Consider the following 26,030-nt stretch of genomic DNA (forward strand, 5'->3'; position numbering starts at 1 on the left):
GCCCGCGCGAGGACGCCTGCCAGCCGGCTTTGGGGGTGGTGGCGAGGATGGCTTGCAGAACCGGGCTGCCGTTGGCTTCCAGCGGCGAACCGTCCTCGCGCGCCGCCGAGAAGGCGGTGGTGTTGACGACGATGGCGGCGTTCTGTGCGGTCAGGCTGGCCCGCATCCAGGCGGCGCAGTCCGGCTCCTTCAGGCTGGCGACGAACAGCGGCCGGGGGGCGAGGCCGCGGGCGGCCAGCGCGTCGCACAGGGCATGGACCGGGGCGAGGTCGCCGGCCAGCAGGTGGGAGCGGTAGAACACGATGGCCGCGACCGGCGCCCCGGCGGCTATGGGGGCGGCTACGCGGGCGGCTGCGGGGCCGGTCCAGCCGTCATAGGCGCCGAAGCGCGGGACGGGGGCCGGGTCCTCATGGGGCAGCGGCGTTCCGGCCAGCGTCGTGGCGCAGGCCAGCAGATGGCCCATGTTGGCCGGGCCGCCCTCGGTGAAATAGCGCCACAGCCGGTCGGCGGTGGCCGGCGGAACGGTGCCGTAGGCGGTCAGGTTCGGGTCGGGCTGCGCCTCTCCCGACAGGACGGCGAGCGGGATGCCGCGCTCGCGGCAGAGGGCGGACAGGCGGTCGAGGCCGTAGCGCCAGTAACCGCTGCCGCCGAGCAGGCGCAGGACCACCAGCTTGGCCTTGGCGACCACAGTGTCGGCGTAGAGATCGACCGACAGCGGATGGCCGAGCCGGTTGAGGTTGGCGAGGCGGAGACCAGGCAGCCGCTCGCGGCCCGCCCGCCATGCGGCGGCGAGCGCGGTCAGGTCGCTGTCGGAAAAGGACAGCATGACGAGGTCGGCCGGCGTCTGCCCCAGATCTTCCGCCTGGGGGCCGGCGTCCAGTTCGTCCTGGCGGGCGGCAAGCAGGTGCATGGTCTGATGTCCAGGGGCGACCGCCCCCTCCCCCTCGAAAAACGGTGAAGGTCAAGGAGGGGGCGGTCGCCGCACTACTCTAACTCTTACCCGAAACTTTTACCCAACGACCGCCCGCGTCACCGCATCGCGGTCCAGCCCGGTCTCGCCGATCACCACCAGACGGCTGCGGCGCTCCTCGCCCGCCTTCCACAGCCGGTCGTAGTGGGTCTGGATGCGGGTGCCGACACCCTGGACCAGCAGGCGCATCGGCTTGCCGGGCACGTCGATGAAGCCCTTCAGGCGCAGAACGCCATGCAGGCCGGCGACCTTCTCCAGCGTCATCGCCAGGGCGGCCGGATCGGGCTGCGCCGGCAACTCCATCACGAAGCTGGTGAAGTCGTCGTGGTCGTGGCCCTCTTCACCGTCATGATGGCTGGGACGGTTGGCAAGATCGTCCTCCACCGCCGCACCGACACCGAGCAGAACCAGCGGATCGACCGCACCCTGGGAGGCACGGACCAGCTTGGCGTCGCGGCCGACCGTGTGGGCGAGGGCGCCGCGGATCAGCTCCTCGACACGGGCGAGGTCGCCGTCGGCCAGCAGATCGGTCTTGTTGACGACGATCAGGTCGGCGCAGAGCAGCTGGTCCTCGAACACCTCCTCGATCGGCGTTTCGTGGTCGACGGTGCCGGCGGCGTCGCGCTGGGCCTCCAGCGCGGCCGGATCGGGGGCGAAGCGGCCCTCCGCGGCGGCCGAGGCGTCCACCACGGCGATGACGCCGTCGACCGTGACCCGCGTCTTGATCGCCGGCCAGTTGAAAGCCTGGACCAGCGGCTTGGGCAAGGCGAGGCCGCTGGTCTCGATCACGATGTGCTCGGGCGGGTCCGGGCGGGCCAGCAGCTTCTCGATGGCCGGGACGAAGTCGTCGGCGACGGTGCAGCACAGGCAGCCGTTCGCCAGTTCGATCACGTCGTCTTCGGTGCAGGTCGGGTTGCCGCAGGCGCGCAGGATGTCGCCGTCGATGCCGACATCGCCGAACTCGTTGATGATCAGCGCCAGCCGGCGGCCGTCGGCCTTTTCCAGCAGGCCGCGGATCAGCGTGGTCTTTCCGGCGCCGAGGAAGCCGGTGATGACGGTCGCCGGAACCTTGCCGGCGGCCGTTTTCGCAAGAGCGGACATGGGATGGAGCCTCCTTAACGCGCGCCGGGCTGAACCCGCAGGGCCGGCTGCCGTTCGGCCGGTTCGACCACGCCGCTCATCAGCCAGCCGCAGACGGAGCCGAGGATCGCCCAGAACAGGGCGGCGGATCCGAGCGAGGCGGTGACGAAGCGGGCGGCCAGTTCCGGCGGAACGGCACCCTCGGCGCTTTCCGGATGGGGGGCGCCGATCAGATGGGGCAGCGCTGCGGCCAGAACGGCGACGGCGATGACCAGACGGTTGCGGGCGAAGGCGAGGGCGGCGATGCCGACGCCGGCACCGGCCGCGGCGGTCAGCCACCAAAGCTGACGCAGCTCCAGCTCGGCCCCGGCCATGCCCGGCAGCTCCGGGGCCAGACCGAAGGACGGGGCCAGCGAGACGGCGACGAAGCCGCCCATGCCCCAGACCAGCCCGCGGCGGGCATCGACCGGCCGGCCGGCCAGCAGGATCGCGGCCGCCAGCAGCAGCGCATAGGCGACACCGGCGATCAGGTTGGCGGCGATGGTCAGGCCGATGCGCTGCATCGCCTCGTCCAGGGTGACCGGCACGCCTTCGCCGATCTCGCGCACGGGGCCATGCTGGTGGCCTTCGGCGTGGCTGGCGGCCGGAGCCCCAGCCGGAGCGGCAGTCGTAGGCGCGGCGGTTGCGGGAGGCGGGGTCACCACCTCGTATTTCTCGGCTTCGAGGATCAGCGGGACGGTCGTCGCCTGCTGAACGACGGAAGCGGCCGTGCCGGAGAGCACGCCCGCGACCAGAGCGGCTGTGAACAGCCGCCGGATCAGATCCATGACCCGCTGCTTAGTGGCAGGGGAACGCGAAGGAATGACGGGCGTCGTGCGCCGCATCGTGGATCTGCTGCGGCTGGGCGAAGCCGACGCCGTACAGCAGGAAGCTGCCGAGCAGGATCGCGGCAAAGGCGGCGACCGCAGTCTGGGCGGCGCTGCGGGTCGCGGAACTGGCGGCAGCGGCGTTCATCGAACGGGCATTCATAGAAAACATCCTTGTTCTCCCGCCACACCCGGCGGGGTTGGAAAAGGTCGGTCAAGTCCGCCGGCAGGTTTCCTGGCTCGCGGGTCGCTGCATCGCCGTCCGCCTTCCCGGCCGCGGAGGGCCAGTGGCATGATGGACGGGATGCTCGCCGCTTACAGTTGCGGGGGCAGCCGCGGCATTGGCGCTTCCGGGGATCCCGGAAAGCTCCGCACCGCATTCCCTATTATCCCCGCCGCCCGTCAGGACGGGCAGGGCACCGTTGGACAGCCACCATCGCAGTGCCGCGCCCGTTTGGCAAGCCCACAATAAGGCGTCTGCCACACGGACGATCTTGCATGCAGACACTTTGGATGCTGTCATGTTTTGTAGACAGAGTGTCCAGGGATCCGACACTTTCCGACGCAAGGGTGTCGGCCAGGGGGAGGACGCCGCAGCGAAACCCGCGGAGAAACAATGGGTCAGGCGGCCCGGCCGAAGCGACCCCGCATGTGGCATGCTTCGTGCGTACAACAATCGGTGAAACGTCCCGCCGCACGGCGGCCGCCGGGCATATGCCCGGGACATAAGGACGAACGGGAGGAGAATTCGCGACCGATGAACGCCGCACCGAACGACGACATCATCCTGGAAGCGCGTGGTCTGACGAAGGAGTTCAAGGGGTTCGTGGCGGTGAAGGAGGTGAACCTGCAAGTGAAGCGGGGCACCATCCACGCGCTGATCGGCCCGAACGGCGCCGGCAAGAGCACGGTGTTCAACCTGCTGACCAAATTCCTGACACCGACGCGCGGCCAGATCCTCTACAAGGGCCGTGACATCACCCGCACCAAGCCGGCCGACATCGCGCTGATGGGGCTGGTCCGCTCCTTCCAGATCTCGGCCGTCTTCCCGCATCTCAGCGTGCTGGAGAATGTCCGCGTCGCGCTGCAACGGCCGCTCGGCACCAGCTTCCATTTCTGGAAGTCCGAATCGTCGCTCCACGACCTGCACGGCCGGGCGCTGGAGCTGATCGAGGCGGTCAACCTCACCCCTTGGGCCGGCCATCTGGCGGCCGAGCTGCCCTATGGCCGCAAGCGCGCGCTGGAGATCGCCACCACCCTGGCGCTCGACCCGGAGGTGATGCTGCTCGACGAGCCGCTGGCCGGCATGGGCCATGAGGACATCGAGGGCACCGCAGCACTCATCAAGCGCGTCGCCGCCGACCGCACCGTGCTGATGGTGGAACACAATCTGTCGGTCGTCGCCCATCTGTCGGACACGATCACCGTGCTCCGCCGCGGCGAGATCCTGGCGGAAGGGCCCTACGAGGTCGTCTCGAAGAACCCTCAGGTGATGGAAGCATATATGGGGACCGGACATGCCTGACGGGATGCAGACGAAGACTGCCATGCTGGAGATCGCCGACCTGCACGGCTTCTACGGCGAGAGCCATGTGCTGCACGGCGTCAGCCTGGAGGTGCGCCACGGCGAGGTGGTGACGCTGCTGGGCCGCAACGGCGCCGGCAAGACCTCGACCATGCGCGCCATCATGGGCATCATGGGCAAGCGCACCGGCTCGATCCGCTTCCAGGGCACCGAGCTGATCGGCATGGCGCAGCACAAGATCCCCCGCCTCGGCATCGGCTATGTGCCGGAGGAGCGCGGCATCTTCTCCAGCCTCAGCGTGGACGAGAACCTGACGTTGCCGCCGGTGGTCAAGGAGGGCGGGATGACGGTCCCGCAGATCCACGAGCTGTTCCCCAACCTGAAGGGCCGCGGCTCGACCCAGGGCACGCGGCTGTCGGGCGGCGAGCAGCAGATGCTGGCCATCGCCCGCATCCTGCGCACCGGCGCCACGCTGATCCTGCTGGACGAGCCGACCGAGGGGTTGGCTCCCGTCATCATCGAGCAGATCGGCGTGGCGGTGCGGGCGCTCAAGGCACGCGGCTTCACCATCGTGCTGGTGGAGCAGAATTTCCGCTTCGCCGCCACCATCGCCGACCGCCATTACGTGATGGAGGAAGGCCATGTGGTCGACATGATCCCCAACGACCAGCTCCACGCCAACATGGACAAGCTGCACACCTATCTCGGCGTGTAGGCGCTCCAGCCCCCGATATCGCCGGCGCGAATGCCGTCCCGACCCCATCGAAGGGCAGGGCGGCGAACCGCCGGATCCGTGCCCGATTGCCTGCTTCAGGCACGGCAGAGGGACCCACGATGGGACCCGGCCGCCAATAAAACCAAGAGGGAGAGACCTTCCGATGCGCACGCTTCTTCTCGCCGGCACCGCCCTGCTGACGCTCGCCGGGACTGTAGTTCCGGCTTCCGCCCAGGTGTCGGACAACGTCATCCGCATCGGCGTGCTGAACGACCGTTCCGGCATCTACGCCGATCTGGCCGGCGAAGGCTCCGCCATCGCCGCGCGGATGGCGGCGGAGGAGTTCGGCAACAAGGTCGCCGGCGCGCCCGTCGAGATCGTCGTCGCCGACCACCAGAACAAGGCCGACATCGCCGCGTCGAAGGCGCGCGAGTGGGTCGACACCGGTGGCGTCGACGTCATCGCCGACGTGCCGAACTCCGCCGCCGCCCTGGCGGTGCAGGGCATCACCAAGGACAAGAAGCGCATCTTCCTGATGTCCGGTCCGGGCGCCACCGCGCTCAGCGGTGCGCAGTGCAGCCCCTACGGCTTCCAGTGGACCTACGACAACTACGCCATGGCCGCCGGCACCGGCCGCGCGCTCTATGAGCAGGGCAAGAAGAAGTGGTTCTTCGTGACCGCCGACTACGCCTTCGGCCAGTCGCTGGAGGAGGAGACCACCAAGATGGTGAAGTCGCTCGGCGGCACCATCTCCGGCTCGGTTCGCCATCCGCTCGGCACGTCGGACTTCTCGTCCTTCCTGTTGCAGGCGCAAGGCTCGGGCGCCGACGTCATCGGTCTGGCGAATGCCGGCGGCGACACCGTCAACGCGGTCAAGCAGGCCGCGGAGTTCGGCATCACCCAGTCGGGCCAGAGCCTGGCCGGCCTCTTGATGTTCATCACCGATGTGCATGCGCTGGGCCTGCAATCGGCGCAGGGGCTGATGCTGACCACCGGCTTCTATTGGGACAACGACGACCAGACCCGCGAGTGGTCGAAAAAGTTCGAGGCTAAGGCCGGCAAGAAGCCGACCATGGTGCAGGCCGGCGTCTATTCGGCGGTGAAGCATTACCTGAAGGCGGTCGAGGCGGCGAAGACCGATGACGCCGACAAGGTGTCCGCCAAGATGCGCGAACTGCCGGTCGAGGACATGTTCGCCAAGAAAGGCAAGATCGCCGCCAACGGCCGCATGTTCCACGACATGTATCTGGCCCAGGTGAAGACCCCGGCCGAATCGAAGGGGGCCTGGGACTATTACAAGATCGTCAAGACCATCCCGGCCGACACCGCCTTCATGGATCCCAAGCAAAGCGGCTGCCCGCTGGTGAAGTGAGGGGCGGTTAAGTGATGCGTTAGGCCATCCTCCGGCCCCGCTCATTGGGTGGGGCCGGAGGACGGCAATCGGCGACTACCAAAGCCAAAACAAAAAACAACCACCACGAGCCGGGAGAGACGCGGAGATGTTCAGCCTGCTGGGTGTTCCGCCCCAAGTGTTGTTCGGGCAGCTTCTGCTCGGACTGATCAATGGTTCCTTCTATGCGCTGCTCAGCCTGGGGCTGGCGGTGATCTTCGGCATGCTGAACGTCATCAACTTCGCCCATGGCGCGCTCTACATGGTCGGCGCCTTCGTGGCGTGGCTGCTGCTGACCTATGCCGGGATCGGCTATTGGGGGGCGCTTATCGTCGCGCCGCTGGTGGTCGGGCTGCTCGGCATCGCGCTGGAAAAGTCGATGCTGTCGCGGCTCTACAAGCTCGACCATCTCTATGGCCTGTTGCTGACCTTCGGTCTGGCGCTGATCCTGGAAGGGGCGTTCCGCCACCAGTACGGCGTGTCGGGCCAGCCCTATCCGATCCCCGACGCGCTGAAGGGCGGGCAGAATCTGGGCTTCATGTTCCTGCCCAACTACCGTGCCTGGGTCGTCGTCGCCTCCCTCACCGTCTGCTTCGGCACCTGGTTCGCCATCGAGCGCACCAAGCTGGGGGCCTATCTGCGGGCGGCGACGGAGAATCCGACGCTGGTGCAGGCCTTCGGCATCAACGTGCCGGTGATGGTGTCGTTGACCTACGGCTTCGGCGTGGCACTGGCCGGGCTGGCCGGCGTGCTGGCGGCCCCCATCTATCAGGTGTCGCCCCTGATGGGCACCAATCTGATCATCATCGTCTTCGCCGTGGTGGTGATCGGCGGCATGGGCTCGATCCTCGGCGCCATCGTCACCGGGCTGGGTCTGGGGCTGCTGGAAGGGCTGACCAAGGTCTTCTACCCGGAGGCCTCCAACATCGTCGTGTTCGTCGTGATGGCGATCGTTCTTCTCATCAAGCCCGCGGGCCTCTTCGGACGGGAGCGCTGAACCATGAGCGTCGCCAGCAATTCCACCCACGTCGCCCTGCGCGGCCCGGCCCGCGGTGCCGGAACGGCGGTGATCGCCGCCGTCCTGCTGCTGATCGCCGTCGCTGCACCCTTCGTGCTCTATCCCGTCTTCCTGATGAAGGTGCTGTGCTTCGCGCTGTTCGCCTGCGCCTTCAACCTGCTGATCGGCTTCGCCGGCCTGCTCAGCTTCGGCCATGCCGCCTTCTTCGGCGGGGCGGCCTACATCGCCGCCCACACGGTGAAGGTCTGGGGCTGGGCGCCGGAGTTCGGGCTGATCGCCGCCACCGCGGTCGCCGGTCTGATGGGGCTGGTCTTCGGCCTGATCGCCATACGCCGCCAGGGCATCTATTTCGCCATGATCACCCTGGCGCTGAGCCAGATGGTGTTCTTCCTGGCGCTCCAGCTGCCCTTCACCCATGGCGAGGACGGCATCCAGGGTGTGCCGCGCGGCACCCTGTTCGGGCTGTTCGACCTCAACCAGCCGCTGACCATGTACTACACCGTGCTGGCGATCTTCGTCGCCGGCTTCGCCCTGATCTGGCGCACGGTGCATTCGCCTTTCGGGCAGGTGCTGAAGGCGATCCGCGAGAACGAGCCGCGCGCCGTCTCGCTCGGCTACCGCACCGACCGCTACAAGCTGGTCGCCTTCGTGCTGTCGGCCTCGCTCGCCGGTCTGGCCGGCGGCACCAAGGCGCTGGTGTTCCAGCTCGCCAGCCTGACCGACGTGACGTGGCAGATGTCGGGCGAGGTGGTGCTGATGACGCTCTTGGGCGGCATGGGCACTTTGTTCGGGCCGGTGGTGGGTGCGGGGCTGGTGGTGACGCTGGAAAGCTATCTCGCCTCCACCAGCCTGCCGGTGCCGGTGGTGATCGGCTGCATCTTCGTCGTCTGCGTGCTGGTCTTCCGCCGTGGTATCGTCGGCGAGCTGCTGGCCCGCCTGCCGAAGCGGGGGCACTGACCCCGCCGGCCGTTTCCGCGGAACTTCGGATAGAACTCCCAACGGAACTCCCCCAGGGGGGGCCGAAAGGTCCCCCTCTTTTTCCTCATCCCCTCACCCGCCTCTCACCCGTGTGGGTTGAAAATCCGGAAATCGCGAAGGGGTATGGCGGAGGATGTAGAGAACAGGTCCAGGTTGCCTTTTTAAAAAGCGCATCCGCGAGCCGCTCCGTAAAGGTCTGGTCTGATGAACGGGTGCGGATATCCCCGCGCACCCGCCCGATCCTGTGCGCCTTCCCTTTAATCCGACGGATGGGCTACTATGTTGACCTCTGATATTGTTGGCAAATTGCGCTGCATCGCAGCAGACCCCAAAGCGGGCATCGCAAGGGGCCTCGACACCGGGACGACGAAGATCGGTCCCGTTTGGGAGGGTGACGTGGGCGACACCGTGGATTTCGAAGCGCTGCGCCAGCGGGCGGTCCACTCCCTGTTCGAACATCTGGAATCCATGTGCGTCGGTGCCGTCGCCGTCGATCACACAGGCCGCATCGCCTGGATGGACGAGAAGTACAAGGCCCTGCTGGGCGTTCCCGGCGACCCGCGCGGCCGGCAGGTGGAGGACGTCATCCCCAACAGCCAGCTGCGCCGGGTGATCGACAGCGGCCAGCCGCAGCCACTGGACATCATGGAGTTCGACGACCGGTCCTTCGTGGTGACGCGGATGCCGCTGTTCGGCACCGACGGTTCGATCATCGGCGCCATCGGCTTCGTGCTGTTCGACCGCGCCGAATATCTCCGCCCGCTGGTCCGCAAATACGAGAAGATGCAGGAGGAGCTGGCCCGCACCCAGCAGGAGCTGGCGCATGAGCGCCGCGCCAAATACTCCTTCTCGCAGTTCCTGGGCGCCAGCGAATCGATCCGTGAGATCAAGCGGCTGGGCCGCCGAGCCGCCCAGATGGATTCGACCGTCCTGCTGCTGGGCGAAACCGGGACCGGCAAGGAGCTGCTGGCCCAGGCCATCCATTCCGCCAGCCCGCGGGCGTCCAAGCCCTTCGTCGGCGTCAATGTCGCCGCCATTCCAGAAACCCTGCTGGAGGCGGAGTTCTTCGGCGTCGCCCCCGGCGCCTACACCGGCGCCGACCGCCGCCACCGCGACGGCAAGTTCCAGCTCGCCAACGGCGGCACCCTGTTCCTCGACGAGATCGGCGACATGCCGCTGCCGGTGCAGGCCAAGCTTCTGCGCGTGTTGCAGGAGCGGGAGATCGAGCCGCTCGGCTCCAACAAGGTGGTGCGGGTCGATGTCCGCATCATCGCCGCCACCAGCCGCGACCTGCACGCCCTGGTGCGCGAGAAGCAGTTCCGCGCCGACCTCTATTACCGGCTGAATGTGGTGCCGATCACCCTGCCGCCGCTGCGCGACCGGCCGGAGGACATCGAGAGCATCGCCGACCGCATCCTGGAACAGCTGGCGATCCAGCAGGGTACGCCGCCGCGCGAGCTGCTGGAATCGGCAGTGCAGGTGCTGCGCGACTATGACTGGCCCGGCAATGTGCGCGAGCTTTACAACACGCTGGAGCGGGTGGTGGCGCTGACCGATGCGCCGATCCTGACGGCACCGCACATCCGCAGCGTGCTGCCCGGCCAGCATCCGGCCGGCGCGTCGGCCCTGCCGCTGGCGGCCGGCGCGCGTCCGTTGCAGGAGGTGCTGCACGCCGCCGAGCGCCACGCCATCGCCGCGGCGCTGGAGGAGGCGAACGGCGTCAAGGCGCGGGCGGCGAAGCTGCTGGGCATTTCGCGCGCGTCGCTGTACGAACGCATGGTGACGCTGGGGCTGGGGGCGACGCAGTAGCACCGGGACAGGCTGGCCGCAGTGAGTCTCGTACGGTAAATTTCGTACTGCGGAACGCTGTTTCATTGACGGGCCGGCCCCCCGCTGTCAGGATCGTCCCGCACTGGTTTGCGGGAGGGTTCGGGCATGCGCAGGCGGGAAGAGGCTCTGGTCGCCGACGATCTGGCGGAGGACGAGAAGGATCCGCGCTTCGTTACCGCACTGGCCCGCGGGCTGGAACTGCTGCGCGCCTTCCGCCGCAACGAATCGATGCTGGGCAATCTGGAACTGGCGCAGCGCACCGGCCTGCCCAAGCCGACGGTGTCGCGGCTGACCTACACCCTGGCCAAGCTGGGATACCTCTCCTACGACCAGAACACCGGCAAGTACCGGCTCGGCACCTCGGTGCTGGCGCTCGGCTATGCCAGCCTGTCGGGCATGGGCATCCGGCAGGTCGCCCGCCCGCTGATGCAGGAGCTGGCCGACCAGACCGGGCTGGCGGTGGCGCTGGGCGGGCGCGACCGGCTGAGCATGATCTATCTGGAATGCTGCAAGGCCACCGGCCCGATCACCCTGTCGCTGGATGTCGGCTCCCACATCAAGCTGTCGACCACCGGCATGGGCCGCGCCTATCTGGCCGCCTTGCCGGAGGCGGAGCGCGTGCCGCTGATGGCGAAGCTGGAGGAGCATGAGGGGGAGCGCTGGCCGGAGATCCGCGACGGCATCCTCCAGGCCATCGAGGATTACCGGACGCGCGGCTATTGCCGCTCCATCGGCGCCTGGAAGTCGGAGGTCCATGCCGTCGGCGTTCCCTTCGTGCCGCGCGACGGCTCGCAGGTGCTGGCCTTCAACTGCGGTGGACCGGCCTTCATGGTCGATCTGAAGAGGCTGGAGGAGGAGTTCGCGCCGCGGCTGGTGGCGATGGTCCGGCGGATCGACGCGACCCTGTTCAACGGCTAAGGGGCAAAGGGGTAAGAGGCCAGGGGGCGACCGGGAAACCGCCGCCCCGTCCCGCGCCAATCGGTTTTTCCTATCGGGGTATCCTGAAAAATCGATTGGACGGATCAGGCGTTTATAGCCATTCTTTGAATCGTTCCAGACAGGCTTCCCGATCCGGGTTTGTCCTGTTCCGGCCGGTCCTCCATTCGGTGCCAGGGTGGCCGGCCCCCCGGAAGGGCGGGGATGTCGGGGATGTGCGGGCACGTTCAATCCAACGCCCCGCCGTCTCCGCCCTTCCGGGGTCTGGTCCTCTGTTCAAGCGTCCTGTCGGCCCGTCAGGCCGCCCTGACCCGCGACAGGAAGCCGTCCACCTCGCTGCGCAGGCGCCCTGCCTCCTGGGACAGCAGCGAGGCGGCGGACAGCACCTCGTTCGACGAGGTACCGGCCTCGTCGGCGGCCTTGCTGACGCCCGCGATGCTGGAAGAGACCTCCTGGGTTCCCTGGGCCGCCTGCTGGACGTTGCGGCCGATTTCGCCGGTGGCCGCAGTCTGCTCCTCGACCGCCGCCGCGATGCTGTTGGAGATCTCGTTCACCTGGGTGATGGTCCGGCCGATGTTGCGGATGGCGGTGACGGCGCCGCCGGTCTGGGTCTGGATTTCCGCGATCTGGGTGGAGATGTCCTCGGTCGCCTTGGCGGTCTGGTTGGCGAGCTGCTTCACCTCGCTCGCCACCACGGCGAAGCCTTTCCCCGCCTCGCCGGCCCGCGCCGCCTCGATGGTGGCGTTCAGTGCCAGCAGATTGGTCTGGCTGGCGATGTTCTGGATCAGGCTGACCACGTCGCCGATCCGCTGCGCCGCCACGGCCAGCCCTTCGACCGTGCCGTTGGTGCGTTCGGCCTCGCTCACCGCCTGCCCGGAGATGGTTGCGGACTCGGCCACCTGCCGGCTGATCTCGCCGATGGAGCTGCTGAGTTCCTCCGACGCCGCCGCCACCGTCTGCACGTTGGCCGAAGCCTGTTCGGTCGCGGCGGCGACCGCCGTCGACTGGCGAGCCGTCTCCTCGGCGACCGCCGACATGGTCCGCGCGGTGGACTGGAGCTGCGCCGCGGCGCTGGAGACCGCCTCGACGACGGTGCCGATGCTTGTCTCGAACTCGTCCGCCAAGCCGAGCATGGCCTGCCTGCGCTCCGCCGCCGCCCTGGCCTCGGCCTGCTTCGCCTCCTCCTCCAGCTCGCGGCTGCGGATCAGGTTGGCTTTGAAGATGCTGGCGGTTTCGGCGATTGCCCCCACCTCGTCGCGACGGCCCGTTCCGGCGATCTCGACCGTCAGGTTGCCGTCGGCCAGCCCGCGCAGCGACGAGACGATGGATTTGATCGGCCCGACGATGCCCTTCTGCGAGACCAGCAGGCCGAGCAGCAGCCCTGCCACGGTTCCGATGCCAGCGAGGACGAACATCCAGGTCAGCTTCAGGGCCGCCATCTTCTCGGCCGTCCGCGCCAGCTCGGTCGAGTCCTTCTCGGTGAAATTGAGGAAGGCCGTGATGTCGCCGCGCAGGCTCCTGACGTCGGTGCGGCTCGCCTCCACGGCGACCTTGATCGTCCGCTGCCCGTCGGTCAGCGCGGACGAGCCCTGGAGCTTGCGCGCCGCATCGAGGGACGCCGCGAGCTTCTCGTAATAGGTGGGAAGCTGCCGTTCGATCTTCTGCAGGATGACCACCTGCTCCCCTTCGACCGTGCCCTTGAGCTGCGTGAGGGCGTCGGCAATCGCCTTGCGGCGCTCGTCGATGGCGGCGGATACGGTGCCGACCTCGCCCGGGTCGATCGCGAGGCTGTATTCGTCGCGGTTGATTTCGGCAAGCAGACGATTGAGGCGGGAGCTGAGACGCACCTCAGTCGTCGCTTCGTCAAGGTCCGTAATCGCAGATCCGAGGGATTGCAATCCAACTGCACCGAAGCCGGCAATGGCGATGCTCACCACGGACAGCATGCCGACGATCAGCATGATCTTCATCGAGATCTTGAGATTGCCCAACGACATCCCTTGTTACCCCTCAAGCTGTGGGTTGTGCTTACAGGTTTAAATTTTTTCTATCGGAGATACATTTTCTATGATGCGTAATCTCAAAATTGCTTTATCCGGGATTATAAAATACAACCTGTGAAGAAAGTCTTATCCTTGGATTGATTCTAAAATATCTTCTGTTTGGGCGATGTTCTGCTATTGGGCGAACTTTCGCCTCCGCTGTCAGCGCTTTTGCTGTCGGGAACTCTTCATGACGGCGGGCCGTTTTCAGGATGCGGCTGGATTCCGGTAGGGGAGACGTGGCTTGGCAGGCGGCTTGACGGACTGGCTGGTGCAGGTGATGCACAACCTTCACTATGTCGGGATTTTCTTTCTGGTGGCGTTGGCGCGGGTCTTCCCGCCGATCCCGGCCGAGTCGGTAATTCCGCTGGCGGGGATCGGAGCGGCGACCGGCGAGTTCACGCTGGTTGGGGTCGCCGTTGCCGGCGGGCTCGGCTCGCTGGCCGGGCAGCTGGTGTGGTTCCTACCGAGCCGGCTGATGGGCCGCGACCGGCTGGAGGCCTTCTTGAAGAAATACGGCCCCTGGCTGACCATCAATCCGAAGAAGGTACGGCAGAGCACCGACTGGTTCGCCAAGCGCGGCGGGCTGGCCGTGTTGTTCTCGCAGCCGGTGCCGGGGGTGCGGACGCTGATCTCGATCCCGGCCGGCGCCTGCAAGATGTCGATCCTGAACTATTCGCTGGCGTCCGGCATCGGATCGGTGCTGTGGACGCTGCTGCTGGCCTGGACCGGCTACATGCTATCCACCTGGCCCTTCGCCCACCGGCTGGTCGGCTATTTCACCATCGGGCTGCTGGTGGTGCTGGTGGGCCTCTATCTGTGGCGGCTGTCCAAACACCTGCATCTGCTGCGCAAGGGCGGTACGGCCGCGGAGGCGCCGAGCGTCACGCCGTCGGCAGGCTGCTGAGAGGCGGCTTCCGACCGGGTGTCAGGCCGTCGCCATCCCGACGATGCCGGTGGCGGCCATGCCCAGCGCCCACAGGCCGAACAGGCCCAGCGCCACGCCGGTGCAGTGGTTCAGCATGGTCAGGCCGCGGTCGGAGATGCGGTGGCGCACGGCGGCCACCCCCATCGACAGTGTCATCCACCACAGCGACGAGCCGATGAAGACGCCCAGCACCAGGGTCGAGGCCTCCAGCCGGTCCAGCGTGCCGCCCAGTCCGAAGCCGGCGAAGATCGCGATGAACGCCATGATGGTCGCTGGGTTGGTCAGGGTCAGCGACAGGCCGGTCATGAAGCCGGTGAACCAGGATTTGCTGTCGGGGGCCGCCGCCGCCTCGCGCTCGTCGGCGTCGGGATGCTGGCGGAAGGTGCGGACCGCCACCACCAGCAGGAAGATGCCGCCGATCAGCTGGAAGGCGATCTCGTGCCCGCGCAGGAAGCTGAGCGCCGCCGACACGCCGAAGGCGGCGATGGCGCCATAGAAGGTGTCGGCCACCGCGGCGCCGAATCCGGTGAAGAACCCCATCAGGGGGCCGTGCTGAAGGGTGCGGCGGATGCACAGCAGACCGATCGGCCCGACGGGTGCGGCGATGGCGAATCCAAGAGCTATTCCCTGCAAGAGCACCCAGACTTCGTCCACCGAGCGTCGCCCCCCAATTTTCCCTGGCCAAGTTCAGATGGCCGTGCCTTCAGATGGCCGTGCCCGTCGCCAGTTCGTCGCAATGACTGTCGGCGGGGGTGATAAACGCCCCCGTCCCCCCCGTCAACCAGGGTATCAACCGGGGGCGCCCCGATTCGCTCCATTGTTTCGCCCGCTTTCCCTGTTGTGTGAAATCATGGCGCGGTTATCCTTTGGGTCAAGTTTCCGCAGTCGGGAGTGGGTGGGACATGAAGACGCGTATTCTTGCAGCCATGCTGGCGGTGACCGCGGCCGGAGCGGGAGCCGGCGGCGGCGCCCCGGCGCTGGCCGACGAGTTCTCGCCGGCCGTGGTGTTCGACCAGGGCGGCAAGTTCGACAAGTCCTTCAACGAGGCCGCCTATAACGGCGCCGAGCGGTTCAAGAAGGAAACCGGCACCGCCTACCGCGAGTTCGAGATCACCAACGAGGGCCAGCGCGAGCAGGCGATGCGCACGCTGGTGCGCCGCGGCGCCTCGGTCATCGTCGCCGTCGGCTTCTCGCAGACCGCGGCGGTGGACAAGGTGGCGAAGGAATCGCCCAAGACCAAGTTCTGCCTGATCGACGACAAGCTGGACGCCCCCAACGTCCAGTCCGTGACCTTCAAGGAGGAGGAGGGATCCTTCCTGGTCGGCATGGCGGCGGCGCTGGCGTCGAAGACCGGCAAGGTCGGCTTCATCGGCGGCATGGACATCCCGCTGATCCGCAACTTCCTGACCGGCTACGAACAGGGCGTGAAGCATGTCGCCGCCGCCGACGAGGTGTTCGTCAACATGACCGGCACCACGCCGGCCGCCTGGAACGATCCCGGCCGCGGCGCCGAGCTGGCCAAGAGCCAGTTCTCGCGCGGCGCCGACGTGGTCTTCGCCGCGGCGGGCGCCACCGGTCTCGGCGTGCTGCAGGCGGCGGCCGATGCCGGCAAGCTGTCCATCGGCGTCGACAGCAACCAGAACCATGTCCACCCCGGCAAGGTGCTGACCTCGATGGTCAAGCGGGTGGACGTGGTCGTCTATGACTGCATGAAGTCGGCGAAGGACGGCAGCTGGAAGGCCGGACACCGGGTCGTCGGGCTGAAGGAGGATGGCGTCGGCTATGCGCTGGACGACAACAACCGCAAGCTGATCGCGCCGGAGATGGAAGCGAAGCTGGAAGAGGCGAAGAAGCAGATCATCGCGGGCTCGCTGGCGGTCAAGCCGTATCAGCCCTGAGCCCGGATGCCTCGATGACTGAAGGTCGCGCCCAGGAAAACGGGCCAATCGCCCTGGAGACGGTGGCGATCAACAAGTGGTTCGGCACCAACCATGCCAACCGCGACGTGTCGCTGTCGGTCCCGGCCGGCACCATCCATGGGGTGATCGGCGAGAACGGCGCCGGCAAGTCGACGATCATGAGCATCGTCTACGGCTATCTGCGCGCCGACAGCGGGGAAATCCGGGTGAACGGCAATCCTGCCGCCATCCGGACCCCGCGCGACGCTCTGGCTGCCGGCATCGGCATGGTCCATCAGCACTTCATGCTGGTGGACCCCTTCAGCGTGCTGGAGAATGTGCTGCTGGGGGCGGAGGGCGGCGTCACGCTGGCCGGCGGCCTCGCCCGTGCCCGGACCGAACTGACCCGACTGGCCCGCGACTATGGGCTGGAGGTCGACCTCGACAGCCCGGTCGGCGATCTGCCGGTCGGCGCCCAGCAGCGGGTGGAGATCCTGAAGGCGCTCTACCGCGGCGCCGACATCCTGATCCTCGACGAGCCCACCGGTGTGCTGACCCCGCAGGAGGCCGACCATCTGTTCCGCATCCTGCGGGCGCTGCGCCAGCAGGGCAAGACGGTCGTCATCATCACCCACAAGCTCCGCGAGATCATGGAGCTGACCGACAACGTCACGGTGATGCGGCGCGGGCAGGTGGTCGCCAACGTCGCCACCCGCGACACCAGCCGGGAGCAGTTGGCCGTGCTGATGGTCGGCCGCAAGGTTCTGCTGCGGGTCGACAAGTCGCCGGCCAATCCGGGGGCGGAGGTGTTGCGGGTCGAGGGCTTGCGGGTGCGCGATCCCTCCGGCGTGGAGCGGGTGAAGGGCGTCGGCCTGTCGGTGCGGGCCGGCGAGATCGTCGGCATCGCCGGCGTGTCCGGCAACGGCCAGTCCGAACTGTTGGAGGCGCTGGCCGGCATGCGGCCCATCGCCGGCGGATCTGTCCGCCTGCGCGGGGAGGAACTGGTCGGGCATCCCGACCGCTTCAACGCCCGCGCGCTGCGCGGCCTGGGCGTCGGCCATGTGCCGGAGGACCGGCAGAAGGTCGGGCTCGTCACCAGCTTCTCGGCGGAGGAATGCTCGATCCTGGGCTTCCAGGACGATCCCGCCTGGAACGGCCGGGTGCTGCTGGACCGCGACGCGGTGGCGGAAAGCTGCGCCCGCCGGATGGAGGAATACGACACCCGCCCGCGCGACGGCAGTTTGGCGGCGGCCAACTTCTCCGGCGGCAACCAGCAGAAGATCGTGCTGGCCCGCGAGATCGAGCGGAACCCCGACCTGCTGCTGGTCGGCCAGCCCACCCGCGGCGTCGACATCGGCGCCATCGAGTTCATCCACCGCCGGCTGGTCGCCCTGCGCGACCAGGGCAAGGCGATCCTGCTGGTCTCGGTCGAACTGGACGAAATCCGCGCGCTCGCTGACCGCATCGTCGTGATGTTCGACGGCCACATCGTCGGCGAGGTGATGCCGGACCGGGCGGACGAGAAGACGTTGGGACTGATGATGGCGGGTGGGTGAGGGGTTCGCCCCTCACCAGGGAACGGTTTGGCCCCGATAGTCGAGATACTCCAGGCCGGGCCTGTCCTGCTTGGCGAGAAGGACATCGACCAGCTTCGGAATGCTGTCCTCGATGGACAGCGGCGCGTCGGCGCCGCCGAGCGCCGTCCGGATCCAGCCCGGCGCCATCACCGCCAGCGCGCGGCCGCTGCCGGCCTGACGCGCCGCGAAACTGCGCATGAACATGTTCAGCGCCGCCTTGCTGCCGCGATAAAGCTCGCGCTGGCCGGACAGGTTGTTGGCGATGCTTCCCTGTCCGGAGGACATCACGCCGATCAACCCGGCAGCGGTAACGTTGCGCTCCAGGCTTTCGATGACGCGCATCGGGCCGAGGGCGTTGGTGGTCATGACATGGATGAACTCGTCGGTCGAAACCTCGCCGATGGTCTGGGTCGGGTCGCGGTTGGCGGTTCCGGCATTGACGAACAGCATGTCGAACGTTCTGCCCGCCAGCCTGTCGCGCAGAGCGGCCAACTGGTCGGGCGCGCAGATGTCGAGGCTTTCGATCTCGGCCCGGCCGGGGTGGGCGTCGGCCAGATCGTGGAGTTCGGTGCGATTGGGACCGCGCACCGTGCCGAGGACGTTCCAACCTTTCTTCAGGAATTCCGCCGCCATGGCATGGCCGAGGCCGCGCGACGCGCCGACCAGAAGAATGCTGCGGCGGGTGTCATTGGGGAGATGCTGCATGGGGTCGTGGCTCCTGCTGTCGATGTCCATGCTCCATATGTCCGGAGCCCCGGCTTTGCACCAGACGCACAGGATGCAAAGATCGATTGCGTCCGGGGCTTTGCCTCGGAGATCCGCCCGGTTATCCTGCGCCGATGCAGGCCATCGACTTGAACCTTCTCCTGCCGCTGGACGCGCTGCTCACCGAACGCAGCGTGACCGGTGCCGCCCGCCGTCTGGGCCTGAGCCCGTCCGCCATGAGCCGGACGCTCGCGCGGCTGCGCCGGGTGACGGGCGACCCGCTGCTGGTCCAGGCCGGCCGCAGTCTTGTCCCGACGCCCTATGCCGAGGAGATTTCCGGGCATGTCCATGCGCTTTGCCGCGATGTGCAGGCAGTGCTTCAGCCCGCCGCCGGCCGGCTGGACCTTGCGTCGGTTCATCGCACCTTCACCATCCGGGCCGGCGAGGGGTTCGTGGAGCTGATGGCGGCGCCGGTGATGGCCGCAGTGGCGGACGCCGCGCCGCATGTCCGTCTGCGGTTCGTGCCGAAGCCCGACAAAGAGGCGGAGCCGCTGCGGGACGGGCGGATCGACCTGGAGATCGGCGTGCTCGGCACCTCGGCGCCGGAGTTGCTGACGCAGCTTCTGTTCCGCGACAGGCTGGTCGGTGTCGCCCGCAGCGGGCATCCGCTGCTCGCAAACGGCGCGGTGACGCCGGACCGCTATGCCGCCTGCGGCCATGTCGCCGCGTCGCGCCGGGGCGAGTTCCACGGGTCGGTCGACGACGCACTGGCGGAACTGGGCCTCAGCCGCAATGTGCCGCTAGTCGTTCCGCGCTACCCCGACGCGATGCGGGTTGCCGCCGGGTCGGATCTGATCGCGGCGGTCCCGCGCTCCTGCCTGGGCAACGGGCTGACGGCCGGTCATGCTGTCGGCCAGGGACTGAAGAGCTTCGAACTGCCGGTGCGGACGGCGGACTTCGCCATCTCCGCCATCTGGCATCCGCGCCTCCAGGCCGATCCGGCCCACCGCTGGCTGCGCGAGACCATCGCGGCGGTGTGCCGGCGGGCCTATCCCTGAGGACGGCCCGCGGCGTGTACTTCCAGATCGGTTACTTCGCGAACAGTTTCGACATGTCGGCGAAGGCCTTGAATTCCAGCGCGTTGCCGGCGGGGTCGAGGAAGAACATGGTGGACTGCTCGCCGACCTGACCCTTGAAGCGGGTGTAGGGCTCGATCACGAACTTGATGCCGGCGGCCTTCAGCTTCTCGGCGAAGGCGTCCCAGTCGGCGGGTTGCAGCACGACGCCGAAATGCGGGACCGGCACGTCATGGCCGTCCACCGGGTTGTGGTGGGCCGGGGCGGCGCTGGGGTCGCGCGGCTTCAGGTGGGCGACGATCTGATGGCCGAACAGGTCGAAGTCGATCCATTCGTCGCTGCTGCGTCCCTCCGGGCAGCCCAGGACGGTGCCGTAGAAATGGCGGGCGGCGGCCAGATCGTCGACCGGGAAGGCGATGTGGAAGGGCGTCAGCGTCGTCATCGGATGGTTGGCCTTTCGCGACCGGGTGGCAGGTGGCTGCCGGGGGGCTGCCAGGGGGCTGTTTGTGCCCCAAGCAGAGCGTATCCCGGCACACTTGACAAACGAGTTCTCGGGCAGAGATTTATGAGTTCAACTCATGATTCGGATTGTCCATGCCCGACCGCGTCCTGCCGTCGCTCAACGCCGTCCGCAGCTTCGTCGCGGTGGCCCGCCATCTCAGTTTCACCAGGGCGGCCGACGAACTGGCGGTGACCCAGGGTGCGGTCAGCCGCATGATGCAGACCCTCCAGGCCGATCTGGGGGTCGAGCTGATCCGCCGTGTCGGCCGTGGCATCGAGCTGACGCCGACCGGGGCGGCCTTCTATGGCGAGGCGTCGGTGGCGCTCGACCGCATCGCAGCGGCGGCGCGGGCCGCGAGAGCGCAGGAGGGCGGGGTGCTGCGGGTCAGCGCGCTGCCGACCCTGACGCAGCGCTGGCTGATCCCGCGTCTGAAGGGCTTCCAGGCCGAGAACCCCGACATCCAGGTCGAGGTCAGCATCGGCGAGCACCGCGTCGATTTCGCCAAGGAGCGCATCGACGTCGCCATCCGCTATGGCGTGGAGGAGTGGCCGGGGGCGGAGATCGCGACCCTGATGCCGGAAACGATGGGCGTCTTCTGCGCGCCCTCGCTGCTGGAGCAGGGGCCGCCGCTGCACCATCCCGCCGATCTGGCGCAGCACCGGCTGTTGCAGCACACCACCCGGCCCGATTCCTGGCGCGTCTACCTCGCCGCCTTCGGCCTGCCGCTGCCCGAGGCGGCGCTGTCACTGGCCTTCGAGCATTTTTTCATGATCATCGAAGCGGCGTCGGCGGGCATGGGGGTGGCTCTGCTGCCGGTCTTCCTGGTTGGGGACGATGTGGCGTCGGGGCGGCTGGTCCAGCCCTTCACCGAGACGCTGCGGCCGCGCGGCCGTTATTTGATCGCCCACGCGCCGGGCGCCGAACGCGCGCTCCGGGTGCGCCGCTTCAAGGAATGGCTGCTGACCGAGGTCGCGTAGGCTGGCAACTACTCCAGCGTGCCGGCTGCCTCATGCCGGTCCTCGCCGGTCGCCAGCAGCGTGTCCACGGCGATGCGCAGGCCGGCAACCACTTGGTCGATGGACATCGACGGCATGCCGGGGTGGCGCACCGCCTGCTCCGGCGCGAGCGGAATGTGCAGGAAGCCGACGCGCAGGCCCGGCCGCCGCACCGCCCGCAGATGGCAGGCGCCGTAGAACAGGTGGTTGCAGACGAAGCTGCCGGCGCTGTGCGACAGGCCGGCGGGGATGCCGGCGTCGCGCAGGGCGGCCGCCATCGCCTTGATCGGCAGGCTGGCGAAATAGGCGGCGGGGCCGTCCGCCACCACCGGCGCATCGACCGGCCGGTTGCCGGCATTGTCGGGGATGCGGGCGTCGTCGAGGTTGACGGCCACCCGCTCCAGCGACAGCTCCGCCCGGCTCTGCGCCTGTCCGACGGCGAGCAGGGCCATCGGATCGGTTTCCACCACCGCGCGCTCCAGCGCGTCGAGCGCTGCACCGAACACGCAGGGCATCAGCCGGGCGGCGACACGGTGGCCGCGGCACTCCCAGCCGTCCAACTGCCGCACCGCCTGCCAGGACGGGTTGACGGGCTCGCCGCCGAACGGCTCGAAGCCGGTCAGAAGGACGGTGGGCATCGCGGACTCCGTGGGGAATTTCATCGTGTTCGAGCCGGACCGCGATCATGGCGGGGGAGCCGCACCGCACGCAACAGCTCTTCGCGCACCCGCGCCACCACCAGCGCCCAATCGCCGGGGCGCTGCTGGCGGAACAGGCGGAGCGTCGGGTACCAGGGGCTGTCGTCGCGGTCGAGCAGCCAGCGCCAGCAGCCGCTGAAGCGCGACAGCACCCACACCGGCACGCCCAGCGCGCCGGCGAGATGGACGACGGCGGTGTCGACCCCGATCACGAGGTCGAGCTGCCGGACGATGGCCGCGGTGTCGGCGAAGTCGGTGACTCCGGGCATCGGGTCGAAGATCGCGGGCCTGTCCAGCTGAGCCGCCGCCGGTCCCTTTTGCAGGCTGACCCAGGACACGCCCGGCACCGTCAGCAGCGGCGCGAGCTGGACAAGGGCGAGGCTGCGGCGGGCGTCGGTCCGGCTGGCGGCGGCATGGCCCAACCGCGGGTCGCCGGCCCAGACCAGCCCGACCCGCAAATCCTCTGTCTCCGGCAGGGCTCCGGTCCAATGCCGGACGGCATCCGGCGGGGGCGTGAGATAGGGCACCGCCGCCGGAATGCGGTCGGGCGTCACCGCCAGCCGCTGCATCAGCGACAGCAGCGGCACCCGGAGATCGTAGGCACCGGGATCGGGCAGGGCGGCGGTCACCGCATCGACGCCCTCGATTCCGGTCAGCAACCGGACCAGCGGAGCCCGGCAATGCAGGACGATCCGCCCTGCGCCGCGCGCCTTCACCAGCGGGATCAGGCGGGCGAATTGCAGGGTGTCGCCGAATCCCTGTTCCTCCACCACCAGCAGAGTCCTGCCGGCGATGTCCTGTCCTGTCCATTCGGGTTTGGCACAGGCGGGCCGGGCCAGCGCCAGTTCCCGTGCCTGCCAGCGCGCCTCGTACGCCTGCCAGCCCTCTCCGAACAACCCATGCTGGAGCAGGGCCTCGGCCAGATTGTAGCGCACGCTGGGCGTTGCCGGGGCGAGGGCCGCCGCGCGGCGCAGCAGGGCCAGCGCGCCGCCGTGGTCGCCGCAGTCCTGCCCGGCATGGGCCATCGCCAGATAGGGGGCATGAAGATCGGGGGCCAGCGCGATGGCCCGGCGGCAGGCGTCGAGGGCGGCCAGCGGATGGTCGGCCTCCTGCAAAATCGCGCCGAGGTTGGCGTAGGCCTCGGCCATGTCGGGGCAGCGGACCAGCGCCTCGATGCAGGAGGACACCGCCTCGTCCGCCCGGCCGAGCCGGCGCAGGGCCGCGCCGCGGTTGGCATAGGCGTGCGCCGCCTGCGCGGCAGGCAGACGCGAGTCGCCCAGCAGCCGGTCATAGACCGCCAGCGCCTGAGCCCAGCATCCGGCCCGATGCAGGCGCAGCGCCGTGGCGAAACCGGTTTCGAAACCGGTTTCGGTCGTGCTTGCCGGCGCAGGACGCCGGGAGCGCTCAGGATATGGGCGGGGAATGGTTTTCGACATGGGCCGCCTCCACGAGGCCGGCGGAAACCGCCGGCGCTGATGGAGGGGTTACACGATGCCGTCCGCCGAAGCTGGCGCGGATTCCAAAAGCAGCCTTCGGTTCAGAGGCAGGTCAGGCCGCGACGGCCGCCGCCAGGACGCGGGTCTGGCGGGCGACCTTCTCGAAGGCCTTTTCCTCGATCTGGCGGATGCGCTCGCGGCTGACGCCGTAGCGGACCGACAGATCCTCCAGGGTCAGCGGGCTGTCGGACAGGCGGCGGCTGGTCAGGATGTCGCGCTCGCGGTCGTTCAGCACGGCCATCGCCTCGTGCAGCAGGGCGCTGCGCTGACGGGCCTCGCCGCGTTCGACCAGCGACTCCTCCACCGACGGACGCTCGTCGGCCAGCAGATCCTGCCATTCGCCCGAATCGCCGTCGGCGCTCATCGGCGCGTTCAGCGAGGCCACCGGCCCCGACATCCGGCGGTTCATGGCGACCACGTCATCCTCCGGCACCGACAGGTCGGTGGCGATGCTGGTGACGCTGTCGGGGTGCAGGTCGCCGCTGCCATACTCGCCCAGCTTCCGCTTCAGGCGGCCCAGGCTGAAGAACAGCTTCTTCTGCGCGGCGGTGGTGCCGATCTTCACGAGGCTCCAGGACCGCAGGATGTAATCCTGGATCGAGGCCTTGATCCACCACATCGCGTAGGTGGACAGGCGGAAGCCGCGTTCGGGTTCGAATTTCTTGACGGCGGTCATCAGGCCGAGATTGCCCTCGGCGATCAGGTCGGACAGCGGCAGGCCGTAGCCGCGGTAGCCGCCGGCGATCTTGACGACGAGACGGAGGTGGCTGGTGACCAGCCTGTGCGCCGCATCGACATCGCCATGCTCGGTCCAGGCCTTGGCCAGCATGTATTCGTCCTCGGCCGTCAGGACCGGGTAACGGTGCGTGTCGTTGATGTAGCGGGACAGGGATTCGCCGGAATCGGGCGAACGGAGGGCAATGGCGGTGCTCATGTCACATCCTCGTGCAAAGCGATATGACGGGTTCAGGACCCCCAAGGCGGCGGGCCCAGGCCTCTCCGGCGGAGCAGGCAGGCATATAGTACAAAACTGGTGCTGTAAGTCAAGCGCGGCGGTCGGGTATAGGAGGTTCAGGGGCGGATTGAAGATTGACGACAATGGACTCCAGGCGGCGCCGGGCGTGTGATGCTCGGCGTCTCCCGAGGCCGTCAGGCTCCGATGAAGCCCTTCTTCGCCATGCATGCGTCTTTCACCAATGACTCCCTGCTGCCATCCGGCAGATAGCAGGTGCCGACATTTTGCGGCGTAGCCGTCGCCATCGGAGCGGGGGGGGCCAGCATCGCATTGCTCGGTGCGAGGGGGGTGCCGATGGAATGACCACCCGCCGATGGTGGCACAACGGAGGCGATCGTCGAGGTGCTTGGCTGCTGGTGAGGGCCGACGCGGATCGCCTTGCCACCTGCCTCTTTGCACCACGTCTCGTCCCGGTATTCCTCTACCTTCCCAAGGCGGCAAATGACGAGCGTCTGGGAGGACGTGGGCGCTGCCGCCGAAACGATGGCTCCGCCGACGGATGCCGGTGAGCTTGCCGGCGACGATAGCGAGACGAGAATCTGGGGTGGATACTGGTACGCGGCCCCGGATCCCATGTCGACGGCGGCACCAACGATCCCGCCGACGATGATGTTACCGAATGCCGCGCCTGCCGTCGTCGAGTTGACTGACGACGATCCCGCATGCCCGGCTTCGGTCCGGCACTGTACCGACAACGGTCCGTACGCCTTTGAGACCGTTGCGACGCCGGGAGTGCGAATGACCGTCCACTGTCCTTTCTCATTCTGCATCGTGCAGGTGGCCTGCTGGACCGGTGTGGTATCGACAGCCACCGACTGTGTGGTTCCTGTCGTAATCGAAGCACAGGCTTGTACTCCTAGGCACAGCATGAGCAGGGTAACCGCTCGAAGGAATTTGGTCACGATCTCTCCCCAACTCAGCGGAATTGGCTCTTCAGCATCGGATAAAAGCTCTGGTACTGCTCTTTTACCTGTTCGAGGAACTGCTGGCGCTTCGGGTCCTTGGCGATGAGGTCCTTGTGCCAAGGGCTGCTAGCCCAATTGCTCTCTCCAGTAGAAGAGAATCCATAAAACTCCGGATTCAAAAGAACTTCGTAATTCAAGTATGTGTGCTCGTTCGCCAAACGAAACAGCGTGTTGATCATCACCTTGGGCATATCAATGCCCTTCTCGGCTAAAGTTTGTTGAACGTTCTTACCGTAGGTTGGAGAGTGATTGCTCGTTGGTGAAAATATGTGGTGATTGATTCCCCAGCAAGCTTGCTCCCGTTGGTAAGCCGAATCGAATTGGAGAAAATATATGTCTTTTCGGAAGCAAAAACTGTGCGTTTGCCATCCATTTCGCCCAAGATCGACGTTCGTGGACACCGAGATGTAACCTTGTAGACGCCCATTGACGATGTTCAACATCGAAACGGTGGCAGTGGTATTGAATTGATTGTTGCTGCTCTCGTTAAGGGCAGTTACGGTCCATTTACCGGGAGGAAGGGGGATCTGCGTTCGTGAGACCTTGACACTTCCTTCGTAGGTCGCGCCGATGGGAATCTCGGAGGCGATGCTGTCCGCAAAGGCTGGTACGCTGCTTCCTACCATCGCAACCAGGGCGGCAGCCCGTAACATGTTCCTGAGGATGTTCACTTTTCTCTGTCCAATTTGTGGCGGAAGACGCCCTTGATATTCAACTTATACGTTTATCACGAATTTGGTGAATATAAAAAATAATTTTTATTTCGAATCCGAAACAATGGGTTGCTTCCAGACCCATTCCTACACCGAAGGAGCGGGTGTTGCG

25 protein-coding genes and 1 riboswitch are annotated in these 26,030 nt (G+C 67.3%); of the genes, 12 read left to right on the plus strand and 13 right to left on the minus strand.

Annotation, left to right across the window (positions count from 1 at the left end):
* The 4 genes from ABNQ39_RS30860 to ABNQ39_RS30875 form a co-directional block, all read right to left on the minus strand.
* On the minus strand, positions 1–910 hold a 910-nt coding region (locus ABNQ39_RS30860), incomplete at its 3' end, for a cobaltochelatase subunit CobN (RefSeq protein WP_376965753.1).
* 99 nt (positions 911–1,009) lie between these two features.
* Positions 1,010–2,071: a cobalamin biosynthesis protein CobW gene (cobW, locus tag ABNQ39_RS30865; protein WP_376965755.1), complete on the minus strand. Its 1,062-nt coding sequence runs from the start codon at positions 2,069–2,071 to the stop codon at positions 1,010–1,012.
* 14 nt (positions 2,072–2,085) lie between these two features.
* A complete protein-coding gene (locus tag ABNQ39_RS30870) occupies positions 2,086–2,877 on the minus strand; it encodes a CbtA family protein (protein ID WP_376965757.1) in 792 nt (263 codons plus the stop codon).
* Between the two features lie 10 nt (positions 2,878–2,887).
* A complete protein-coding gene (locus ABNQ39_RS30875) occupies positions 2,888–3,079 on the minus strand; it encodes a CbtB domain-containing protein (protein ID WP_376965759.1) in 192 nt (63 codons plus the stop codon).
* A 45-nt stretch (positions 3,080–3,124) separates the two neighbouring features.
* Positions 3,125–3,355, minus strand: a riboswitch (cobalamin riboswitch).
* Positions 3,356–3,673: 318 nt separating this feature from the next.
* Here ABNQ39_RS30875 and ABNQ39_RS30880 point away from each other — a divergent pair.
* The 7 genes from ABNQ39_RS30880 (at position 3,674) to ABNQ39_RS30910 (ending at position 11,290) form a co-directional block, all read left to right on the plus strand.
* Complete coding sequence (locus tag ABNQ39_RS30880) at positions 3,674–4,441, plus strand: ABC transporter ATP-binding protein (RefSeq protein ID WP_376965761.1); 768 nt, start codon at positions 3,674–3,676, stop codon at positions 4,439–4,441.
* Entirely contained in the window at positions 4,434–5,156 is a 723-nt protein-coding gene (locus tag ABNQ39_RS30885) for an ABC transporter ATP-binding protein (RefSeq protein ID WP_376965763.1), read from the plus strand. Before ABNQ39_RS30880 ends, ABNQ39_RS30885 begins: the two co-directional genes overlap by 8 nt.
* Before the next feature lie 163 nt (positions 5,157–5,319).
* Entirely contained in the window at positions 5,320–6,528 is a 1,209-nt protein-coding gene (locus tag ABNQ39_RS30890) for an ABC transporter substrate-binding protein (protein WP_376965765.1), read from the plus strand.
* Positions 6,529–6,655: 127 nt separating this feature from the next.
* Complete coding sequence (locus ABNQ39_RS30895; RefSeq protein ID WP_376965767.1) at positions 6,656–7,543, plus strand: branched-chain amino acid ABC transporter permease; 888 nt, start codon at positions 6,656–6,658, stop codon at positions 7,541–7,543.
* Between the two features lie 3 nt (positions 7,544–7,546).
* Positions 7,547–8,521, plus strand: coding sequence for a branched-chain amino acid ABC transporter permease (locus ABNQ39_RS30900; RefSeq protein ID WP_376965768.1), 975 nt, complete (start codon positions 7,547–7,549; stop codon positions 8,519–8,521).
* A gap of 417 nt (positions 8,522–8,938) precedes the next feature.
* Positions 8,939–10,351, plus strand: a complete 1,413-nt coding sequence (locus ABNQ39_RS30905) for a sigma-54 interaction domain-containing protein (RefSeq protein WP_376965770.1) — start codon at positions 8,939–8,941, stop codon at positions 10,349–10,351.
* Between the two features lie 126 nt (positions 10,352–10,477).
* The gene (locus tag ABNQ39_RS30910; RefSeq protein ID WP_376965772.1) at positions 10,478–11,290 is read left to right on the plus strand and encodes an IclR family transcriptional regulator; all 813 of its coding nucleotides are present in this window, start codon (positions 10,478–10,480) and stop codon (positions 11,288–11,290) included.
* 314 nt (positions 11,291–11,604) lie between these two features.
* On the opposite strand, the gene ABNQ39_RS30915 is transcribed toward ABNQ39_RS30910, so the two are convergent.
* A complete protein-coding gene (locus ABNQ39_RS30915) occupies positions 11,605–13,305 on the minus strand; it encodes a methyl-accepting chemotaxis protein (protein WP_376965774.1) in 1,701 nt (566 codons plus the stop codon).
* A 289-nt stretch (positions 13,306–13,594) separates the two neighbouring features.
* Between ABNQ39_RS30915 and ABNQ39_RS30920 the strand changes: the two genes are divergently transcribed.
* Positions 13,595–14,257: a DedA family protein gene (locus ABNQ39_RS30920; protein ID WP_376965776.1), complete on the plus strand. Its 663-nt coding sequence runs from the start codon at positions 13,595–13,597 to the stop codon at positions 14,255–14,257.
* A 21-nt stretch (positions 14,258–14,278) separates the two neighbouring features.
* Here ABNQ39_RS30920 and ABNQ39_RS30925 read toward each other — a convergent pair whose 3' ends face one another.
* Positions 14,279–14,932 (minus strand): LysE family translocator, encoded by a 654-nt coding sequence (locus ABNQ39_RS30925; protein WP_376965778.1) that lies wholly within the window; start codon positions 14,930–14,932, stop codon positions 14,279–14,281.
* A gap of 248 nt (positions 14,933–15,180) precedes the next feature.
* Here ABNQ39_RS30925 and ABNQ39_RS30930 point away from each other — a divergent pair, with 248 nt between their 5' ends.
* Together ABNQ39_RS30930 and ABNQ39_RS30935 are read left to right on the plus strand one after the other, a co-directional pair.
* Positions 15,181–16,176, plus strand: a complete 996-nt coding sequence (locus ABNQ39_RS30930) for a BMP family lipoprotein (protein ID WP_376965780.1) — start codon at positions 15,181–15,183, stop codon at positions 16,174–16,176.
* A 14-nt stretch (positions 16,177–16,190) separates the two neighbouring features.
* Complete coding sequence (locus ABNQ39_RS30935) at positions 16,191–17,732, plus strand: ABC transporter ATP-binding protein (protein ID WP_376965782.1); 1,542 nt, start codon at positions 16,191–16,193, stop codon at positions 17,730–17,732.
* A gap of 12 nt (positions 17,733–17,744) precedes the next feature.
* On the opposite strand, the gene ABNQ39_RS30940 is transcribed toward ABNQ39_RS30935, so the two are convergent.
* The gene (locus tag ABNQ39_RS30940) at positions 17,745–18,458 is read right to left on the minus strand and encodes an SDR family NAD(P)-dependent oxidoreductase (protein ID WP_376965784.1); all 714 of its coding nucleotides are present in this window, start codon (positions 18,456–18,458) and stop codon (positions 17,745–17,747) included.
* A gap of 134 nt (positions 18,459–18,592) precedes the next feature.
* Here ABNQ39_RS30940 and ABNQ39_RS30945 point away from each other — a divergent pair, with 134 nt between their 5' ends.
* Positions 18,593–19,516, plus strand: a complete 924-nt coding sequence (locus tag ABNQ39_RS30945; protein WP_376965786.1) for a LysR family transcriptional regulator — start codon at positions 18,593–18,595, stop codon at positions 19,514–19,516.
* A 31-nt stretch (positions 19,517–19,547) separates the two neighbouring features.
* Here ABNQ39_RS30945 and ABNQ39_RS30950 read toward each other — a convergent pair whose 3' ends face one another.
* Positions 19,548–19,976: a VOC family protein gene (locus ABNQ39_RS30950; RefSeq protein ID WP_109050266.1), complete on the minus strand. Its 429-nt coding sequence runs from the start codon at positions 19,974–19,976 to the stop codon at positions 19,548–19,550.
* Positions 19,977–20,128: 152 nt separating this feature from the next.
* Between ABNQ39_RS30950 and ABNQ39_RS30955 the strand changes: the two genes are divergently transcribed.
* Complete coding sequence (locus ABNQ39_RS30955; protein ID WP_376965789.1) at positions 20,129–21,013, plus strand: LysR substrate-binding domain-containing protein; 885 nt, start codon at positions 20,129–20,131, stop codon at positions 21,011–21,013.
* Between the two features lie 8 nt (positions 21,014–21,021).
* On the opposite strand, the gene pcp is transcribed toward ABNQ39_RS30955, so the two are convergent.
* The 5 genes from pcp to ABNQ39_RS30980 all read right to left on the minus strand — a co-directional run bounded on the left by pcp (position 21,022) and on the right by ABNQ39_RS30980 (position 25,876).
* Positions 21,022–21,669, minus strand: coding sequence for a pyroglutamyl-peptidase I (pcp, locus tag ABNQ39_RS30960; RefSeq protein ID WP_376965791.1), 648 nt, complete (start codon positions 21,667–21,669; stop codon positions 21,022–21,024).
* 20 nt (positions 21,670–21,689) lie between these two features.
* On the minus strand, positions 21,690–23,165 hold the full coding sequence (locus ABNQ39_RS30965; RefSeq protein WP_376965792.1) for a glycosyltransferase: 1,476 nt from the start codon (positions 23,163–23,165) through the stop codon (positions 21,690–21,692).
* A 112-nt stretch (positions 23,166–23,277) separates the two neighbouring features.
* A complete protein-coding gene (gene rpoH, locus ABNQ39_RS30970) occupies positions 23,278–24,159 on the minus strand; it encodes an RNA polymerase sigma factor RpoH (RefSeq protein ID WP_098736116.1) in 882 nt (293 codons plus the stop codon).
* Between the two features lie 215 nt (positions 24,160–24,374).
* Positions 24,375–25,052, minus strand: a complete 678-nt coding sequence (locus ABNQ39_RS30975) for a hypothetical protein (protein WP_376965794.1) — start codon at positions 25,050–25,052, stop codon at positions 24,375–24,377.
* Positions 25,053–25,156: 104 nt separating this feature from the next.
* Entirely contained in the window at positions 25,157–25,876 is a 720-nt protein-coding gene (locus ABNQ39_RS30980; protein ID WP_376965796.1) for a hypothetical protein, read from the minus strand.
* Between the last annotated feature and the right edge of the window lie 154 nt (positions 25,877–26,030).

This window comes from Azospirillum sp. A26, assembly GCF_042604635.1.
GTDB lineage: Bacteria > Pseudomonadota > Alphaproteobacteria > Azospirillales > Azospirillaceae > Azospirillum > Azospirillum palustre.